The sequence below is a fragment of the Corynebacterium sp. LaCa78 genome (assembly GCF_046717505.1).
Taxonomy (GTDB): Bacteria; Actinomycetota; Actinomycetes; order Mycobacteriales; family Mycobacteriaceae; genus Corynebacterium.
Genome location: NZ_CP177112.1, coordinates 1935535 through 1952479, shown reverse-complemented (window position 1 = coordinate 1952479; position 16945 = coordinate 1935535). Strand labels below are relative to the sequence as shown.

The window sequence follows — 16945 nt, the reverse complement described above, 5'->3', positions numbered from 1 at the left end:
GAGAATGATGGCGACCGATAACGCGCATACCCACCAAGTGCCCACCCGCTGGGGCGATTTCGATATGTACGGCCACATGATGAACGCCAACTATATCGAGGTTGCCCAGGAGGCACGCTTGGCTTTTGCCAAGGAGAATATCTATGCCAAGGGCATCGATTTCATGGCCTTGGTGCGTCATCTCGACGTGGACTATATGCGGCCCATTCCCTTTGAGGGCAATGCCCACGTCATCGTGGAAACCTCCGTTTCCCAGATCGGTTCGTCATCCTTTACCACGACCCAGCATGTCAAGACCGCTGCTGGGGAGGTAGCGGCCACGGTGAACTGTGTGCAGGTTGTCATTGACAAGAAGAAGCACACCCCGCGCCCGTTGACGGATGAGGAAAAGGATATTCTGCAGATGAGCGCCTCTTAAACGGCGCACTGTGCACACATAGAAAGGTAGGGCCCGCAAGCCATGGTCACCGAGTCGCTTGAAGTTCGCAGCGGAGGACCTGGCTTACGGGCCCTTCTTGCGCGCGCAGTCGGGGTAGACGCGAATGCATCGGTGCGCCTGCGCCAGCTTGCCGATGACGTCGTTGATGCCTTCGTTACCACCCCCTTCGAGGTTGTCGCCTCCCGGCGGGTGCAGGGGAAAGCCTCTCGCGATGGGGCAGTGGGGTCCGCTGGGACGCTGGAGCAACAGCTAGCGGAACACGATGGCACCGGCATTATGGAACTCGGCCCAGCCCGTGATGTGTCGTGGCCGGGCGCATTGCCGCCGGCCACCGGTTTTAGCGTGGTGGATACCCTGCCGGTGACGGTGGTTCGCGAGCTTTCAGATCAAGGCCAGAAGCTGACCCGGGAGTTTTCTGGACCCATGGGCCCGCCACCCAGCCTGCTTAATCAAACCGTGGTCACGGTTGAAGGCAATGGACAGACGGTGGAAATCCCGATGCGGATGATCTTCGCCTGTACCAATCTAGGCCTCATTCCGGGGTTTTCTGCCTCTATGGATATTCCGCGGCACCTGCGAGTATCGAGCCTAGGTCGGTGGGTGCGCCTTGATGCGCCGTTTGGCAGCATCTACCGTTCCACGCGGCTATCGGTTCTGTAGTTACTCCCCGAATCTGGGATCTCACCGTCTAAAAACAGACAGTGAATAATACCTATAACCCAATAGTCGGGGGTAGTGGGTATTTTCCGAGTGTGCATTTTTAACCCCATACACTGCGGTATCGAGTAAAGCGCGATTATTATTGTCACCCCCGTTCGTGAAATACGCACAAACTTATATTCTCCTTCGCATTCTGCGTTAGCCTGACAGCTAGAAATAATTTTTCGCCGCTGTAGCCAACACATGAAGGAGAACCTCCGTGCGCATTTCTGTACCCAAAGAAATCATGAATAATGAAAGCCGCGTCGCCCTCACCCCAACCGAGGTGCGGACCTTGGTTACTGATGGGCACGAGCTTTTCATCGAATCGGGCGCGGGCGTAGGCGCGTCCTTTCCCGACGAGAAATACGTAGAGGCTGGTGCCACCATCGTCGATTCTGCGGACGAGACGTGGGCCAAGGCCGAGCTCCTGCTGAAGGTAAAGGAGCCGCTGGAATCCGAGTACCAGTACCTTCGCTCGGATCTCACCGTCTTTACCTACCTGCACTTAGCGGCGGATCGCCCGCTGACGGAGGCGCTGACGGAATCGAAGACGACCTCGATTGCCTATGAAACCGTTACGGACCGCCGCGGCACCCTGCCGCTTTTGACCCCTATGTCCCAGGTTGCTGGGCGCTTGGCCGTTATCGAGGGCTCGCACCACCTTTTGTCCACCCAGGGCGGCCGCGGCCTCTTGGTTTCTGGCATCCCGGGCACCCAGCCTGCGCGCGTGGTGGTCATCGGCGGCGGCCAGGTAGGTGCGTCCGCCGTGGCCATGGCGCACGGTCTGCGCGCAGAAGTCACGGTCCTGGACGTGGATCCACACGTCCTGCAGCGCTTTGATGACCAGTACGCCGGCGGCGTGCGTACCCTGATCTCTGACCCATCCACTCTGGATAAGGAGCTGGAGGAGGCCGATCTCGTCATTGGCGCCGTCCTGATTCCAGGCGCTGCGGCACCGAAGCTGGTGCGCGAGGAGACCGTGAAGAAGATGAAGGAGGGTGCGGTGCTTGTCGATGTCGCCATCGACCAAGGCGGCTGCTTCGAGAACTCGCGCAAGACCTCCCATGACGAACCGACCTTCAAGGTGCACGACACCCTCTTCTACTGCGTGGCCAATATGCCCGGTGCGGTGGCCAATACTTCGGCCCGCGCCTTGGCCTCGGCGACGCTGCCGTATATCCGCGCGGTGGCTAACGACGACCTGGATGCCGCGATCGAGCGCTTCCCAGGTCTGCGCTCAGGCGTGATGACCCGCGGGGGCAAGCTGGTATCTGAGCCGGTACGCCAGGCTTTCGACTGGAAAGACTAAGCATCCGGCAGCGCTAACTTGGCGCTAGCGCACAGTAAAAGAGGCCCGCGCACTACCTAATGTGAAAGTGCGCGGGCCTCTTTGTACAGCTTGCAACGCTTGCACAGGCAGCGCTACAAGCAGTTGAAAAATTAAGGCGCTCTGTTGATGAGCATGGCGGCGACGCGCTGCATGTGATCCCAAAGCATGGTGCGATACGCCGGCGGGATGGTGTCTTCCTCGATGCTATCGAGGGATTTTCCCATCAGCTCGAGCCAGCGGTCGTGAGCTTCCATATCAATGGGAAAGGTTGCATGCCGCATGCGCAGGCGCGGGTGGCCGCGGTTTTCGGAGAAGTGTTGGGGACCGCCCCAGTACTGAATCAGGAACCAGGTAAGGCGCTGTTCCGCGCCTTCCCAATCCTGATCCGGGTACATGGGGCCAATCACGTCGTCTTCTTTGACCTGGTCATAAAAGCCATGCACGAGGCGCTCAAAGGTAGGGGTGCCACCGATGGCTTCATAGACGGAATTCATTTAGGCATCGTCTCCCTTATGCGGATTGGCAATGCCGATGCCGTGTGGGTACGGGGTGGTAATGCCCTCTGCGTGCATGACGTTGAGGACGCGGGACTGGACAAAGCGCTGGACATCCCACTGGCGGCCCGGCAGCGTCTTGGTGGACACGCGGAAGGATACGTAATCCGGCTCGAACTTGGACATGCCGTCGATGCGCGGGGTGCTGAGCACCATCTTGCGGATCTTTTCGTCCTTGACGGCATCCTTGACGGCCTTGTCGATGACCTCGCCGGCAACCTCTGGGTCATTGGATAGCCCGACGGGGATTTGGATGCGGGCAACGGAGTACTCATCGGAGTGGTTAGCCACCTGCAGGATTTCGCCATTGCGGACGTACCACAGGGCACCGTCGATATCGCGGACGGTGGTAATGCGCAGGGAAATGGACTCGACGTCACCGAAGACGCCGTTGCCCAGGTCAATGACATCGCCAATGCCGTATTGATCCTCAATGAGCATGAAAATACCGGAGAGGAAGTCTCGGACCAGTTCCTGCGCACCGAAGCCGAGGGCAACACCGATAACACCGGCTGAGGCGATCAGCGGGGCGACGTTGACTTCCAACTCGTCCAGGATGGCAATGCCGGCAGAAACCCAGACCACGATGGCGACCGCCGAGCGCCCTACGCCGGCGAGGGTCTTAATGCGCGAGGCGCGGCGCGCCTCCCTGGTTTCTCGCAGGGTGTCATCCGGTTGGCCGTCCTCCGCAGACCTGCTGCGGCTGCGGCTGGGCTTTTTGAGGGTGGAGGCCTTAATGCTGTTTTTCGCCAGCCGGTTGATGAGGTGGCGCAGCGCCCAGTGCGCAATGAAGGCCAAAATGATAATGAGGCCGATGCGGATGGGTCGCTCGATAAGCCAAAGTTGAACGTTCTCGTCGTTCCAGAAGCTCGATACGGACTCTACTGCATCGTCTTTTTTCTCTGCAGCGCCCTGAGCCATGGTAAATAGGTTCGTACTCATCATTCTTTCTTGATCGTGGACACAAACTAACCGCACCCATTCTAGAGAAAATCCTGAAATCTCACTGATGGCGCCGAATCGGCAACGCGTGGAGAGGGCAGAATATAAATTGCCGAATGGCCGGTGTGGATGAACCGCTTAGTCTACGATTGGGAGGCATGACTGAACACAGCGCGCATAACTTGGCAAAAGGATTTTCATCCCGATCCATTCACGCTGGATATCACCCGGATCCGCACATGGGATCCATCAACGTGCCGATCTACGCTTCGACCACGTTCGCCCAGGATGGCCTCGCGCAACTGCGCGGCGGCTTTGAATACGGGCGTGTGGCCAACCCGACGGTGCGCTCCCTCGAGAAGACCTTGGCTGCACTGGAGGGCGCGGATTACGCCCGCGTCTTTGCCACCGGCATGGCAGCCGCCGATACGATGGTGCGCATCTTGGTGCGCCCCGGCGATCACGTCATTTTGGGCAATGATTCCTACGGCGGTTCTTATCGCCTGCTTAATGATTTCACGGAGTGGGGCGTGGAGATGTCCATTATCAACACCTGTGATGTCGATGCCGTCGCCGCTGCGGTAAAGGACAATACTAAGCTCATCTGGCTGGAAACCCCGACCAACCCGGCGCTGAATATCACCGATATTGCGGCGGTGGCTAAGGTCAAGGGCAATGCGCAGGTGTTGGTGGATAATACCTTCGCCACGCCGTACCTGCAGAACCCGCTCGCGCTCGGTGCAGACCACGTCCTGCACTCCACCACGAAGTACTTGGGCGGGCATTCCGATGTCCTCGGTGGCGCCGTAGTTACCAATGACCCCGAGGTGGATGAGCAGCTGCTGTATTTCCAGGGCAACGTGGGCGCGGTCGCCTCGCCTTTCGATGCCTACCTGACTGCGCGTGGCATTAAGACCCTTGGCGTGCGCATGGATCGCCACTGCGCCAATGCGCAAAAGGTGGCGGAATTCTTACAGGCCCGCCCAGAGGTTAAGCAGGTGCGCTACCCGGGATTGGCAGAGCACCCGGGCCACGAACTGGCGGCGCAGCAGATGCGCGGGTTCGGCGGCATGATGTCCGTGCGCTTCCACGACCCAGAGCACGCCAAGCAGATTTGTTTGAATACGCGCCTTATTTGCCTGGCGGAATCGCTGGGCGGGGTGGAATCGCTCATCGAGCACCCGCAGAACATGACCCACGTTTCGGCCGAAGGATCGGAACTGGTGCCACCGGAAGACATGGTGCGCATCTCCATCGGCATCGAGGACATCGATGACCTGCTAGCGGATCTGCAGCAGGCGCTCGACGCCCTTTAAATCGCGCTCACAGCGCAACCGCGAGTTTACCGGCCGCCGGCAACCTTGAGCAGGGAGCCGGCGGTCTTATCGGTTTCCTGCAGCATGAGTGGATCCGTGCCCGGCATGGGGGAAATCGTTGTATCCGGCCACTGCGCATAGGTGGGAATGCCCACGATATGCAGGCGCTCATCCAGGCTGCCATCTGGGTGGACGGTGCGCCGCGTGGCACCATCGGTTTCGGGGGAGCCGGTGTCCTGCCCGTGATCAGCAAACGGGCGCACCCGGCCACCCTCGGCCAATCCGCGGGTGAGCGGATCGCCGGCGACGCGGATATCGGGCTTGTGCATGAAGGCATCGACAAGCGTGGGCGACGATGCCGAGCGCGGGCCAGAAGTCAGGGTGTAATGGTCTGACTCGATCGCGAGGGTGGGGTGATCACCAAGGAAATGGACCAGGTGGGCATCGACAAGCGCGAGCAGCTGGCGCACGCGGAACAGCGGAGGGCCCGAGCCCACCATCTGCCCAAAGGACATGAATTGCGCGTAGCGGCCTGTGCGGGACTCGCGGGTATAGCGGCCTTCTGCACCCAGGATGGAGGAGGGCTTGCGCGACTGGGACAGTGACCACAGCGCGGCCTTCATGGGCGAATCATACCCGGCGGCCGCCTCCTGGATATCGCCCGCCAGGGAATCCGCAATGTGGGCGGTGAGCGCCGAAATATCGCCGGTAAATCCAGCAACTTGGTACATAAGGTCTGTCATATCCCACGGCTGGGTGACTAGGGGAGCAAGGGCGGTGCCGAGATCGTAAGGCGCGGTGGCATCGATGACCGTGAGGATCTCTTCGCGCGGGCGAAGGAGAGCTGCCGGATTCACTCGTTCCAGCGTGGTGATATACGCCTCGTAGCTATCGCGCGCGATGGCGGGCCAAACCTGGGCGTCGAAGTCGATGTCCTCGGCGCCCTTGAGCTTTCCGATGACCCCATGCAACCGCCGCCGCGGCATCGTGGGCGGCAGCTCGTTGTACTCGGACTTGGGATGGAAGGGATAACCGCGGCCGGAGGCGACGATGAAATGTGGTTCCTTCCCGCTCGCCTCGTAGCGCAGGCCAGAGCGAGTGGTGGCATCCTCGACGAATTTGCCACCGCGTTCAATGGTGGTTAGCGCCATGATGTCATAAAAACCCATGCCAAGCCCGCGTACCAGCACGTCTTCGCCGGCGGGAATGGCTTTATAGTCTTGTTCCACGGGATTGCCCGGCGCGATCCAGTGCAGCCCGGATTCCGCCAAGTGCTGCTCCTCGTCATTAAAGCGCGGCGCCATCCAGCCATAGGCTAGGACCGAGGCATCGGCGTGCACCTGCGAGCCATCGTCCAGGTGCAGGATATCGGCTGAGCCATCCGTGGTGATGGTCTCCACGCGGTGGTGGTGGCTCACCGTGGAAATGCTCTCCGGCAGGCGCGCCAGCACCACGTCATAGACCCAGCGCAGGTACTCGCCGTATAAAGCGCGCGTGGGATTGGACTCTGGGCGGGTGGCGGCCAGCTCCGCGCGGTACTCGGTGGCAATGTGTGGGGCGGGAGGGTGCTGTGCATAAAGCTCGCGCTTGGCAGGAGCTACCTTATCGCCCTCACCGCGCAGCAGCTGGATCCACTCGTATTGCGTTGGCCCCTCGAGCACCGGGGCGTTCACCGTCGCGCCGGGCTCGGTAAAAAGCGTGACGGCGCCAGCGCGCGTATTCATGCACAGGGTCTTGGTTTGGGCGGTGTCCCAGACCCGGCCGGCGCCGTGCTGGGCCTCGTCGATGAGGTGGACGGTGACGGGGGAGCTGGAATCATCCATGCGAGCGGCGAGGCGTTCCAAGATAGAGATGCCGCGCGGGCCCATGCCGACGATCGCGATTGCAGGAGTAGCCATAGCCCCTATCGTTCCACATCGCGGAACGGGGACGAACGCCGCGCACCGCTAGCATCCATTTTCCCTATGATGGGGTGGCATGACTGATACCACGAATGTGCCAGAGAAAATCGCCGTCGTTACCGGTGCCACCGGTGGCATGGGGCGCGAGATCATCAAGGATCTCGCCCGCGATCACCACGTGTATGCGCTGGGCCGCAGAGCCGATGAGCTGCCGAAAGCCGCAAATATCACGCCGGTTGCCAGCGACTTGGTAGCCGGGCTGGATGAGGGCATGCAGCTGCCCGAGCTAGAGCGGGTCGATGTGCTCGTGCACGGCGCGGCACGCGCCACGAAGTTCTCGGTGGAAGAGGCCACCCCGCACGATTGGCGCGCCCACATGGACTTAAACGTTCACGCGCCAGCGGAGGTTACTCGCGCGCTCTTGCCGCAGCTGCGCAAGGCGGAGGGCACCGTCGTCTTCATCAACTCGGGGGCGGGGCGCAAGAGCTACGGCGATAACGTGGTTTATGCCGCGACGAAGCACGCGCTGTATGCGCTTGCCGATGCCCTGCGTATCTCCGAACCCGGCATCCGCGTCTCCACCGTGGCGCCGGGGCCCACCGATACCCCGATGCTGGAGGGCCTGCAGGACTACAACCCGAACGAGGTTATTGCGCCCGTGGAGGTGGCGCGCGCCATCCGCACCGTCGTGGAGGCTGGGCCCACCACCCAGCTCACGGAGATTCAGGTGCGCCCGCGCATCGAACTGAACCTCCGCAAGAACTAAGCATTAAGCGGCGTCGACCTCGCGGTTGCGCAGGGCGCGGGCCACGCGGTCGCGCTGCTCGGTAATCGTGCGGCGCAGGCCGCCTGCCAGATCCTTCTGCAGGAAGGCATCGGCGCGATCGAGGCCATCTTGGCTGATATCCCAGGACGGGAATAGCCCGGTAACGGTGGTCAGGCCCACCTCGGAGGACTGGGAGTCCCAGATCTTTTCGGCCACCTCGAAGAATTCCGCGGTGGGTAAGAGATCATCGGAGTGCGGGTAGTTTAAGCCCTCCAGCTTCGAGGTGAGCTCGCGGTTGGTGAGATCCCCGGCTACGATTTCTTCCCATACCGCGCGCTTATTATCCGCGGTGGCAATCGCGGCGTGGGCGCGCAGGGAAGAGTAGTAGCCGGTAGCGGAATTATCGCGCTTGAGCTGGGCGGCGATGGCGGCCTCGGCATCGGCAAGCGCACCCGCGGCAGCGAGCGCTGCGACGGCGGACCAGCGCAGCCCGGCATCATCGGAATCCGCGAGGAGATCGTGCAGGTAGTCGCGGGCCGGCTGGTGCAGCCGAATCCTAGACAGCGCCTGCGTGCAGATGATGGAACGCTGCGCATCGGTGCTCCGGGCGCCATCGACAAGCGCCTGCGCCAAAACCGTGCTGTCTTTCGCCCACGCCGGATCGGCGTAGTTCTTCAGTGCGGTAGAGGCCTGCGAGACGATGCGCTCGAGGACGGCGAGCTCGGTCTCCGCCTTCATACCGCGGGCCACCAAGCGGATAAAGTCGCGGGCGCGCATGGTGCCGGCGCGGGTCATCTCCCAGGCGGTGGACCAGCACAGGGTGCGCGCCATGGGGTCATCAAATTTCTCGATATTATCCAGCAGAAATTGCAGGGATCCTGCATCCAAATCGATGAGGCAGTAGGTCAGATCGTCATCGTTGGGCAGGATGAAGTCGATGTCCTTCAGGTTGCGGCCGACCAGCTCTGGGATCTCGGTGGATTCGCCATCCACGTCCATCTCGAGGCGCTCGGTGCGCACAACCTTGCCGTCCTGCGTGCTGTACAGGCCCACTGCAACGCGGTGGGTGCGCAGGGTATCGCCGCGCTGGGTGAGCTGCGCCTGGGTGATGGTGCCGTCATCATCGGCCCCCGTGGCAACCGCCAGGGTATTAATACCGGTGGTCTTCAGCCACTGCTGTGCCCAGAAGGAGAGATCGCGCCCGGAGGCCTCCTCGAGGTGGCGGAGCAGATCGTCGAAGGTGGCATTGCCCCACGCGTGAGCGGCGAAGTGACGGCGCACGCCGGCGAGGAAGTTCTCGCGGCCAACGTAGGCCTGCAGCTGCTTGAGCACCGAGGCGCCCTTGGCGTAGGTAATACCGTCGAAGTTTTGCTCCACGGTTTCGATATCGCTGGCATCGGTGGAAATGGGGTGGGTGGTAGGCAGCTGATCCTGCTGGTAGGCCCAGGACTTTTCCACGTTGGCAAAGGTGACCCAGGCGGTATCGTATTCGGTTTCTTCCGCCTGCGAGATGGCCGCGGACCAGGTGGCGAAGGACTCGTTGAGCCATAGGTCATTCCACCACTGCATGGTCACGAGGTCACCGAACCACATGTGGGCGAGCTCGTGCAGGACGGTATCGGCGCGGCGCTCGTACTTGTAGTGCGTGGCCTGCGAGGTAAAGACGTATTCATCGCGGAGGGTTACGCAACCGGCGTTTTCCATCGCGCCGGCGTTGAACTCTGGGACGAAAATCTGGTCGTACTTGCCAAAGGGGTAGGGGAAGCCGAAGTTGCGGTGGTAAAAGTCGAAACCCTGCTTGGTCTCAGTAAAAAGGCGCTCGGCATCGAGGGAATCTGCCAGCGAGGCGCGGCAGTAAATACCGAGCGGGACCTCGAGCTTTTGCGCCGGCTTGCCTTCGGGGTGCTCGGTCAGCTCGCCGCGCCAAGTATCGGTGACCTCGTGGTAGGGGCCTGCGCACAGGGCAACCAGGTAGGTCGATAGCGGGTAGTCGATCTCAGAATGGGAGGTATCGCCCTCGCGGGTGACCGGGCCATTGGTGATAATGGTCCACTCCTCTGGGGCCTTAAAGTGCAGGGAGTAGGTGGCCTTCAGATCCGGCTGGTCGAAGCAGGCAAAGACGCGTTTGGCATCGGCGGTTTCAAACTGGGTGTAGAGGTAGACCTCGTTATCGGCAGGGTCCACGAAGCGGTGCAGGCCTTCGCCGGTGCGGGAGAAGGGGATCTCCGCGGTGACCTTGAGCGTGTAATCCGCTACCTGCAGCCCGGAGAGGGGAATGCCGTAGGTGGGGTCATAGGACTGCGTGGGCAGCGGGTTTCCGTTCAGGCGCACCTCGTGCAGCTTGTCCGCGCGCAGATCGATGAAGGTAGAACCGGCCTCCTGGGTGCTAAAGCGCACCGTGGTGGTGGACAGGAAGTGGGTATCGGAATGCTTAAGGTCTAAAGCGACATCGTAATGCTCAACCTTGAGCATCTGGGAGCGATTTTTTGCTTCCTCCCACGTGAGGTTTACAGAGGTCATTGCCTAGATTCTCCTTTGCTAACGAAAATAGTGATGCATCAAGGTTAGCAGCGCGTTTACAGTGGTGGGGCAAACTGCACTTATTTCAAGGAGGAATAATGACCACCCCAGTTAAGTTTTGGTTCGACGCTTCCTGCCCCTTCGCATGGGCAACGTCCCGCTGGATCAAAGAGGTAGAAAAGGTCCGCGATATTACGGTGGAATTCGAGCCGATGTCCCTGTCGGTGCTGAATGATGGCCGCGATCTCGATCCCGAATACATGGAGATGATGGAGGCCAACTGGGGCCCTGCCCGCGTATTTGCCAAGGTAAAGACCGAGCAGCCAGAAAAGGTAGACGAGCTCTATACCGCCATGGGCACCCTGATTCACGCCAAGGGCAATGGCGGAAAGAAGGGGGATGGCGGCTATGACGAGATCATCGCCCAGGCATTAGAGCAGGTTGGCCTCCCCGCAGACTTTGCGGAGGTGGCACGCACCGAGGAGTACGACGAGAAGCTGCGCGAATACCACCACAACGGCATTTCTTCCGTGGGCGATGAGGTAGGAACCCCGGTTATTAAGTTGGGCGATACCGCCTTCTTCGGCCCGGTTATTACCCGCGTTCCCACGGGTGAGGAAGCCGGTGAGCTTTTCGATGCCTCCGTGCGCCTAGCCCAGTTCCCTTACTTCTTCGAACTCAAGCGCTCTCGCACAGAGATGCCACAGGTAGAAGAGGACTAGTTATGAGCGCTGCTGGCCTTGCTTGCGGCGCACGGCGGCGGCCAGGCAGCACACCGCGATGACCGGCGTGAGTAAAAACGCCGGCACCCCGGCGATATTGATAATGGGCAGGGCCGTCTGGGCTTGAAATTCTGACCAAGCGGCGGCCACCCACGTAGCCCATGAGGCCGCGGTAAGCAGGGATAACACCCCAATCACCGCGGCTAAACCGCCGAGGCGATTTTTCTTTAGTACCCTCTGATTCAGCCACCACAGCCCAAGAACAAGGTGGGCGACAGTGAAAAGTACGGTATGAATAAGCGGCACGAGGTAGTTCTTATTGGTTAAGAAGATATTCGCCGCAAATAACAGCACCGCGATAGCAAGGATGCTGCCGTAGAGTGCGAGGACGCGAGGGGCCATGCTTTAGCCTTTCTATGCAGCACGTAATCTGCGCTTTAGCTTAACAGCACCGGACGATGAACGAAATAGGTTGTAGAAAGTGGTGCCCAGAAGGCGGCGGTGCCGGTACTGTAGGGGCTATGCGCGTATATCTTGGAGCTGACCACGCAGGTTTTGAGACCAAAAACCTGATTTCTGAACACCTCACCAAACAAGGCCATGACGTCATCGATTGCGGCGCTCATACCTATGACGCCGAGGATGACTACCCCGCATTCTGCATTGAAGCGGCCCTATGCACCGTCAACGATCCAGGTTCCCTGGGAATCGTGCTAGGTGGATCCGGAAATGGCGAGCAGATTGCCGCCAATAAGGTCAAGGGCGCGCGCTGTGCGCTGGCATGGTCGCCAGAAACGGCACGCCTAGCCCGCGAGCACAATAATGCGCAGCTCATCGGCATCGGCGGGCGCATGCACTCGCAGGAAGAGGCCCTAGAAATCGTGGATGCTTTCTTGGATCAAGAATGGTCCCGCGCCGAGCGTCACCAGCGCCGCATCGATATCCTCGCAGAATACGAGCGCACCAATATCCCACCCGAGCTGCCCAAGGACCCGCGCTAAAACCGCCAGGTTCCTTAAATAGACATAAATGAACGCCGCGGGCCCTTTGTGCCACGCGGCGTTTCTATGTGGTGGTTACACCAAGCGCATTAGGCGTCGTTCATGTCATTGGGGTGGTGCCCACCGCGGCCGTCTTCGCCTTCCTCCAAAGAGGTAATGGCGGCCATCTCTGCATCAGTGAGCTCGAAGCCGAAGACATCGAAGTTTTCTGCAATGCGCGATGGCGTCGAGGACTTGGGGAAGAGGATGACCCCATTTTGCAGGTGCCAGCGAATAATGGCCTGGGCTGGGGAAACACCGTGCGCCTCGGCGGCTTCAGTAACCTCTGGTGCCTCCAAGATATCGCTCTTGCCCTGACCCAGCGGGCCCCATGCCTCAATGGCGATGCCGTGGGCGCGGCCAGCGTCCAGTTCGCGCCAGCGCTGCAGGTAAGGGTGCAGCTCCACTTGGTTAATCGCGGGGACGACGTCCGTGTGTGACTCCAACTGATCTAAGTGCTCCGGCTCAAAGTTGGACACGCCGATGGACTTCGCCTTGCCTTCTTTACGCAGTTCAATGAGCTGCTTCCAAGCCTCCACGTACGTGCCCTTGGCTGGGGTAGGCCAGTGGATGAGGTACAGGTCTACGTAGTCAAGGCCCAGCTTCTGCAGGGATTCATCCAGCGCTGCAGCGGCATCGGTGTGGCGGTCGTTCCACAGTTTGGTGGTAATGAAGAGTTCCTCGCGCGGGATGCCGGAGTTGGCAATGGCCTTGCCCACGCCTTCTTCATTGCCGTAGATGGCTGCGGTATCGATGTGGCGGTAGCCCACGCGCAGCGCCTCAGCTACGTATTCCTCGGTCTTTTCCGGGTCCATTTGGAAGACGCCAAAGCCCAGCTGGGGGATTGTATTTCCATCGTTCAAAGTAATATTAGGTACGGTCATGGACACCAGATTACGCTTTTCTGGCTACCGCCCCAATGTGATGTATTTATAGCCGCGCTTGGCGGGAGATGGGCGGCGGGATGGAGGGAGGCATCGGCAAGCAGGGACCTCGATAAAGCTAAGGAACCAGCAAGGAGGCCTAACGGCGGAGCTGGCTGGGTGACCCCGGCCGGGACGCGTGCCAGCGCTTAATATCCTCAGCAAGCCACAGTCGCGTGCGGCCCAAAATCGTGGCCACATGCTCAGGGGTGCGGTGATTAGCTGAGTAATTGCGCCAGGTTGCGTAGCTCACGCCGATATGGGCGGCGCAATCCGAGCCAGTCCACAATTCATCGCCGGTATCGACATCGATGATTTTAGGCTGCACGGTTTTTCCTCCCTTGGTTAGTGGCTGTAGCTAGGTTGTAGCCGGATAGTGCCGCTAAGGCTATGACAATAAGCCAGATGGGCGAATCGGCAATTATCGAGTAGGCGGCGGCGACTACGATGCCTGAGACGGCGGAGGCCTGTTTCAATGTCACTGTAATGTGTCCTTTCGGTATATTGGGAGGTGTGCCCCTAGAGGCTATTTGCGATGCCTACCCGATTTTGGTGGGTGGTCGTTGCGGTGCTGCTTTATCTGAATAGCTAGGCTACACAGTGAAATAATTAGCGCCGCGACCTCCATCACCTCTTCAGTTTTGTAAGTGCCTTGCAGCCTTACATTCACTAGTATAACACAGTAATGCGTTATTGGTAAACTGGAAGAACGAACATTTTAAGAATATTTCCCAAAAACAACCCAAACCCACACCACACGAGCCGGATGGGGGCGCCCGCCGTGCCCGCACTCTGGAAGAAACTCTAACCAAAGCTAAAAATATTCAAACCCCCACAGAATATACAATCTGTGAGGGTTTAAACACGCCAACCAAAATGGTTCTACCAATGGTTCCACTTACCGCTAACAACCAGCTGCAATAGTCAATTATTGCAGTACAAACATGGAGGGAATGACGGGAATCGAACCCGCGTCTTCAGCTTGGAAGGCTGAGGTATTAGCCACTATACGACATTCCCACAGCGTTACCTTGAACGCTGTCGGCTACTTTAGCGCATGAGCGCCCCAAAATGAAAATAGGGAACACGCGCAGTGGGTAGGCCGTTAAAATAGGTAGGACCAATTCCAGTAAAGAAAGCGATGATTGTTGTGGAACTTCTACTTCTTGTAGTCGTACTCGGTGGCGGCGCGTGGTATCTATCCTCGCGCAGCTCAAAAAAGAGCCGGGAGGAGCGAGAGGCGCAGCAGTTAGCGGATGCCCAGGCGGATGCGCGCCGCTGGATTGAGCGCCTGGGTGGCCAGGTCATGCAGATTTCCGGTACGGATACCGCCTCGCAGCAGGCGATGGCGGACGCATCAGAGCGCTTTACTGCGGCTAACTCCGCTATTTCAAGGGCCACCACGGTCAAGCAGGCCAATTTGGCCCGCGAATCGGCGCTTGAGGGCATGCATTACGTCAATGCCGCCCGCGAGATTATGGACATGAACCCAGGGCCGGAATTGCCGCCGCTGGAGGGGCAGCGCGCCGCCGGTAAGGTCACCGAGAAGCGCACGGTGGATGCCAATGGGCAGGAATTGACTGCCTCCCCCTACGCCTCTGAGGAAACCCCGAACTATTACCCAGGCGGAACCGTGGCCGGCCGTCCCGTTCCGGCCGGTTGGTACTCCCGCCCTTGGTGGGAAGATGCCCTGCAAACGGGCGTGTGGATGATGGGTTATTCCATGATGTTTAACGCCATGTTTGCCGGCATGTCCGGCGTGGGCTATTCCGCAGCCGCCGCAGAAAACGGCGACTGGGGCGGCGCCGAAGGCGGCGGCATAGACGGAGCCGACGGCGGCGCAGACGTAGGAGATGCCGGAGACGCCGGTGACCCCGGTGATATGGGCGGCGATGCCGGAGGGGGAGACGCCGGTGACGGTGGCGGATTCTTCGATGGATTATCTGACGGCGATGGCGGCGGCTTCTTTGACGGTATGTTTGATTTCGATTTCTAAGTCAAGCGGCCAGAAATTATGCCGTTAACCTGCGTCTACGCCCTTAACAGGGGGTTGATTTAGGAGATTTAAAACCAACACGCTAAACTGTCTCAGGTATGCAACGCAGCCAAGGCAACTTGGTGGCCTACATACGGGGCGTGGCGCAGTTTGGTAGCGCACCTGCTTTGGGAGCAGGGGGTCGCAGGTTCAAATCCTGTCGCCCCGACGTATGGGGGTCTGAAAATGCCCTAATAAGGTTTTTCAGACCCCCTTTAATTTTTATGTACGTAGAAAAACAATGAAGCCAGGGAGATTCACTCGTGAAGACCACCGTAGACAAGCTGAGCGATACCCGCGTTAAGCTCACCGTCAACGTTCCGTTTGCGGAGCTAGACCAGGAAATCGATCAAGCTTACGCGGCAATCGCGCAGCAGGTTTCTATTCCAGGTTTCCGTAAGGGCAAGGCCCCGCGCCAGCTGATCGACGCTCGCTTCGGCCGCGGCCCGATTCTGGAGCAGGTTGTCAATGACATGCTGCCTTCCCGCTATGAGCAGGCCGTTCAGTCCGAGGACCTGAAGGTCATCGGCCAGCCGGACGTAGACATTTCCAAGATCGAGGACAAGGACTTCGTCGAGTTTACCGCCGAGGTTGACATTCGCCCTGAGTTCGAGGTTCCGGACTTCTCCGAAATCTCCGTCATCGTCCCGGCCATCAAGGCCGGCGAGGAAGACGTGGACAAGGTCCTCGAGGATCTTGCAGAGCGCTTCGGTGAACTGAAGGACACCAAGCGCAAGATGAAGACCGGTGACTACGCCATCATCGACATCACCGCAGAGGTGGACGGCGAGAAGATCGAGGAGGCTTCCACCGAGGGCCTGTCTTACTCCATTGGTGATGACAACCTCATCAAGGGGCTGGACACCGCACTGCGCGGCATGAAGACCGGCGAGGATAACGAGTTCACCTCCACCATCCAGTCCGGCGAGCACAAGGACGAAGAGGCTACCTTCAAGGTCCACGTGCAGCAGACCAAGGAGCGCAAGCTGCCGGATATGGACGATGAGTTTGCCCAGATGGCCTCCGAGTACGACACCATCGAGGAGCTGCGCGAAGCCACCAAGACCGAGGTTGAGGAGTCCAAGAAGGCTGAGCAGGCCGGCCAGATCCGCGATGAGGTTCTGAAGGCTGCGCTTGCCGATGTCGACTTTGAGCTGCCCCAGTCCGTAGTCGACGAGCAGGCTCACGCCCAGCTGCACCAGATCCTGGGCCAGCTCGCACACGATGAGAAGGCACTGGCACAGCTGCTCGAGGCACAGGGCACCTCCCGCGAAGAGTTTGATAAGCAGACCCGCGAGCAGGCCGAAGAGTCCGTGCGCACGCAGATCTTCTTGGATGCCGTGGCAGAAAAGGAAGAGCCGGAAGTTTCCCAGCAGGAGCTCTCGGACCACATCCTGTTCACCGCGCAGTCCTACGGCATGGACCCGAACCAGTTCATCCAGCAGCTGCAGTCCAACGGCCAGATTGCCAACCTGTTCTCTGACGTACGCCGCGGCAAGGCACTGGCTGCCGCCATTTGCCGTACCACCGTAAAGGACGAAGAAGGCAACGACGTTGACGTTGAGCAGTACTTCGGTGAAGTAGAAGAAGATGAGAACGAAGCTACCGACGCGGAGTAAATCTTCTCCTTAAAAGCCCAGCTTGGCCCCTCGCACCAGCGAGGAAGTCTGGCTGGGCTTTTCTCATCGCCGGGTCGAAAAAGCAGACAAAGATCGGTGCAAACGCTGATAGCGAACAGACCCCACAATTATCGCC

At 59.6% G+C, this 16945-nt stretch carries 17 protein-coding genes and 2 tRNA genes; 10 read left to right on the top strand and 9 right to left on the bottom strand.

What is annotated here, in order from left to right; translation table 11 throughout:
• The first annotated feature begins 4 nt into the window (after window positions 1-4).
• The 3 genes from ACLI1O_RS09375 to ald all read left to right on the top strand — a co-directional run bounded on the left by ACLI1O_RS09375 (window position 5) and on the right by ald (window position 2450).
• Window positions 5-418: an acyl-CoA thioesterase gene (locus ACLI1O_RS09375; RefSeq protein WP_239268757.1), complete on the top strand. Its 414-nt coding sequence runs from the start codon at window positions 5-7 to the stop codon at window positions 416-418.
• Window positions 419-460: 42 nt separating this feature from the next.
• On the top strand, window positions 461-1099 hold the full coding sequence (locus tag ACLI1O_RS09370; RefSeq protein ID WP_284849548.1) for a hypothetical protein: 639 nt from the start codon (window positions 461-463) through the stop codon (window positions 1097-1099).
• A gap of 259 nt (window positions 1100-1358) precedes the next feature.
• Entirely contained in the window at window positions 1359-2450 is a 1092-nt protein-coding gene (ald, locus tag ACLI1O_RS09365; RefSeq protein WP_284849549.1) for an alanine dehydrogenase, read from the top strand.
• Window positions 2451-2581: 131 nt separating this feature from the next.
• Here ald and ACLI1O_RS09360 read toward each other — a convergent pair whose 3' ends face one another.
• Together ACLI1O_RS09360 and ACLI1O_RS09355 are read right to left on the bottom strand one after the other, a co-directional pair.
• Complete coding sequence (locus tag ACLI1O_RS09360) at window positions 2582-2965, bottom strand: globin (RefSeq protein ID WP_284849550.1); 384 nt, start codon at window positions 2963-2965, stop codon at window positions 2582-2584.
• The gene (locus tag ACLI1O_RS09355) at window positions 2966-3970 is read right to left on the bottom strand and encodes a mechanosensitive ion channel family protein (RefSeq protein ID WP_034659037.1); all 1005 of its coding nucleotides are present in this window, start codon (window positions 3968-3970) and stop codon (window positions 2966-2968) included.
• 155 nt (window positions 3971-4125) lie between these two features.
• Between ACLI1O_RS09355 and ACLI1O_RS09350 the strand changes: the two genes are divergently transcribed.
• Complete coding sequence (locus tag ACLI1O_RS09350) at window positions 4126-5283, top strand: cystathionine gamma-synthase (protein ID WP_034658136.1); 1158 nt, start codon at window positions 4126-4128, stop codon at window positions 5281-5283.
• 26 nt (window positions 5284-5309) lie between these two features.
• Here the strand turns inward: ACLI1O_RS09350 and ACLI1O_RS09345 are convergent, their stop codons facing one another.
• Window positions 5310-7181 (bottom strand): FAD/NAD(P)-binding protein, encoded by a 1872-nt coding sequence (locus ACLI1O_RS09345; RefSeq protein WP_411706823.1) that lies wholly within the window; start codon window positions 7179-7181, stop codon window positions 5310-5312.
• A gap of 79 nt (window positions 7182-7260) precedes the next feature.
• On the opposite strand from ACLI1O_RS09345, the gene ACLI1O_RS09340 reads away from it, so the two are divergent.
• Complete coding sequence (locus tag ACLI1O_RS09340) at window positions 7261-7950, top strand: SDR family oxidoreductase (RefSeq protein WP_239268745.1); 690 nt, start codon at window positions 7261-7263, stop codon at window positions 7948-7950.
• Window positions 7951-7953: 3 nt separating this feature from the next.
• Here ACLI1O_RS09340 and pepN read toward each other — a convergent pair whose 3' ends face one another.
• Window positions 7954-10470, bottom strand: coding sequence for an aminopeptidase N (gene pepN / locus ACLI1O_RS09335; protein WP_239268743.1), 2517 nt, complete (start codon window positions 10468-10470; stop codon window positions 7954-7956).
• 98 nt (window positions 10471-10568) lie between these two features.
• Here pepN and ACLI1O_RS09330 point away from each other — a divergent pair, with 98 nt between their 5' ends.
• The gene (locus tag ACLI1O_RS09330) at window positions 10569-11192 is read left to right on the top strand and encodes a disulfide bond formation protein DsbA (RefSeq protein WP_239268741.1); all 624 of its coding nucleotides are present in this window, start codon (window positions 10569-10571) and stop codon (window positions 11190-11192) included.
• On the opposite strand, the gene ACLI1O_RS09325 is transcribed toward ACLI1O_RS09330, so the two are convergent.
• Window positions 11193-11594 carry a hypothetical protein gene (locus tag ACLI1O_RS09325; RefSeq protein WP_239268739.1) on the bottom strand — a complete coding sequence of 134 codons (402 nt, stop codon included), beginning with the start codon at window positions 11592-11594 and terminating at the stop codon, window positions 11193-11195.
• A gap of 119 nt (window positions 11595-11713) precedes the next feature.
• On the opposite strand from ACLI1O_RS09325, the gene ACLI1O_RS09320 reads away from it, so the two are divergent.
• Window positions 11714-12193, top strand: a complete 480-nt coding sequence (locus ACLI1O_RS09320) for a ribose-5-phosphate isomerase (protein WP_005277878.1) — start codon at window positions 11714-11716, stop codon at window positions 12191-12193.
• 89 nt (window positions 12194-12282) lie between these two features.
• On the opposite strand, the gene ACLI1O_RS09315 is transcribed toward ACLI1O_RS09320, so the two are convergent.
• The 4 genes from ACLI1O_RS09315 to ACLI1O_RS09300 form a co-directional block, all read right to left on the bottom strand.
• Window positions 12283-13116, bottom strand: a complete 834-nt coding sequence (locus ACLI1O_RS09315) for an aldo/keto reductase (RefSeq protein ID WP_239268737.1) — start codon at window positions 13114-13116, stop codon at window positions 12283-12285.
• Window positions 13117-13255: 139 nt separating this feature from the next.
• On the bottom strand, window positions 13256-13483 hold the full coding sequence (locus ACLI1O_RS09310; RefSeq protein ID WP_237799855.1) for a hypothetical protein: 228 nt from the start codon (window positions 13481-13483) through the stop codon (window positions 13256-13258).
• On the bottom strand, window positions 13473-13637 hold the full coding sequence (locus ACLI1O_RS09305; RefSeq protein ID WP_237799856.1) for a hypothetical protein: 165 nt from the start codon (window positions 13635-13637) through the stop codon (window positions 13473-13475). The genes ACLI1O_RS09310 and ACLI1O_RS09305 overlap by 11 nt, the downstream gene beginning before the upstream one ends.
• Window positions 13638-14100: 463 nt before the next feature.
• A tRNA-Gly gene (locus tag ACLI1O_RS09300) sits at window positions 14101-14175 on the bottom strand.
• Window positions 14176-14296: 121 nt separating this feature from the next.
• Here ACLI1O_RS09300 and ACLI1O_RS09295 point away from each other — a divergent pair.
• The 3 genes from ACLI1O_RS09295 (at window position 14297) to tig (ending at window position 16809) form a co-directional block, all read left to right on the top strand.
• Window positions 14297-15151 (top strand): DUF1542 domain-containing protein, encoded by an 855-nt coding sequence (locus tag ACLI1O_RS09295; RefSeq protein ID WP_239268735.1) that lies wholly within the window; start codon window positions 14297-14299, stop codon window positions 15149-15151.
• A gap of 134 nt (window positions 15152-15285) precedes the next feature.
• A tRNA-Pro gene (locus ACLI1O_RS09290) sits at window positions 15286-15359 on the top strand.
• Window positions 15360-15453: 94 nt separating this feature from the next.
• A complete protein-coding gene (gene tig / locus ACLI1O_RS09285) occupies window positions 15454-16809 on the top strand; it encodes a trigger factor (protein WP_411706822.1) in 1356 nt (451 codons plus the stop codon).
• Window positions 16810-16945: the final 136 nt, after the last annotated feature.

Coding starts and splice junctions, on each gene's coding strand:
- ACLI1O_RS09330 (WP_239268741.1), top strand. CDS start 10,569: ATGACCACCCCAGTTAAGTTTTGGTTCGACGCTTCCTGCCCCTTCGCA.
- ACLI1O_RS09315 (WP_239268737.1), bottom strand. CDS start 13,116: ATGACCGTACCTAATATTACTTTGAACGATGGAAATACAATCCCCCAG.
- ACLI1O_RS09355 (WP_034659037.1), bottom strand. CDS start 3,970: ATGATGAGTACGAACCTATTTACCATGGCTCAGGGCGCTGCAGAGAAA.
- ACLI1O_RS09345 (WP_411706823.1), bottom strand. CDS start 7,181: ATGGCTACTCCTGCAATCGCGATCGTCGGCATGGGCCCGCGCGGCATC.
- ACLI1O_RS09350 (WP_034658136.1), top strand. CDS start 4,126: ATGACTGAACACAGCGCGCATAACTTGGCAAAAGGATTTTCATCCCGA.
- ACLI1O_RS09320 (WP_005277878.1), top strand. CDS start 11,714: ATGCGCGTATATCTTGGAGCTGACCACGCAGGTTTTGAGACCAAAAAC.
- ACLI1O_RS09375 (WP_239268757.1), top strand. CDS start 5: ATGATGGCGACCGATAACGCGCATACCCACCAAGTGCCCACCCGCTGG.
- ACLI1O_RS09325 (WP_239268739.1), bottom strand. CDS start 11,594: ATGGCCCCTCGCGTCCTCGCACTCTACGGCAGCATCCTTGCTATCGCG.
- ACLI1O_RS09370 (WP_284849548.1), top strand. CDS start 461: ATGGTCACCGAGTCGCTTGAAGTTCGCAGCGGAGGACCTGGCTTACGG.
- ACLI1O_RS09295 (WP_239268735.1), top strand. CDS start 14,297: ATGATTGTTGTGGAACTTCTACTTCTTGTAGTCGTACTCGGTGGCGGC.
- ACLI1O_RS09360 (WP_284849550.1), bottom strand. CDS start 2,965: ATGAATTCCGTCTATGAAGCCATCGGTGGCACCCCTACCTTTGAGCGC.
- pepN (WP_239268743.1), bottom strand. CDS start 10,470: ATGACCTCTGTAAACCTCACGTGGGAGGAAGCAAAAAATCGCTCCCAG.
- ACLI1O_RS09340 (WP_239268745.1), top strand. CDS start 7,261: ATGACTGATACCACGAATGTGCCAGAGAAAATCGCCGTCGTTACCGGT.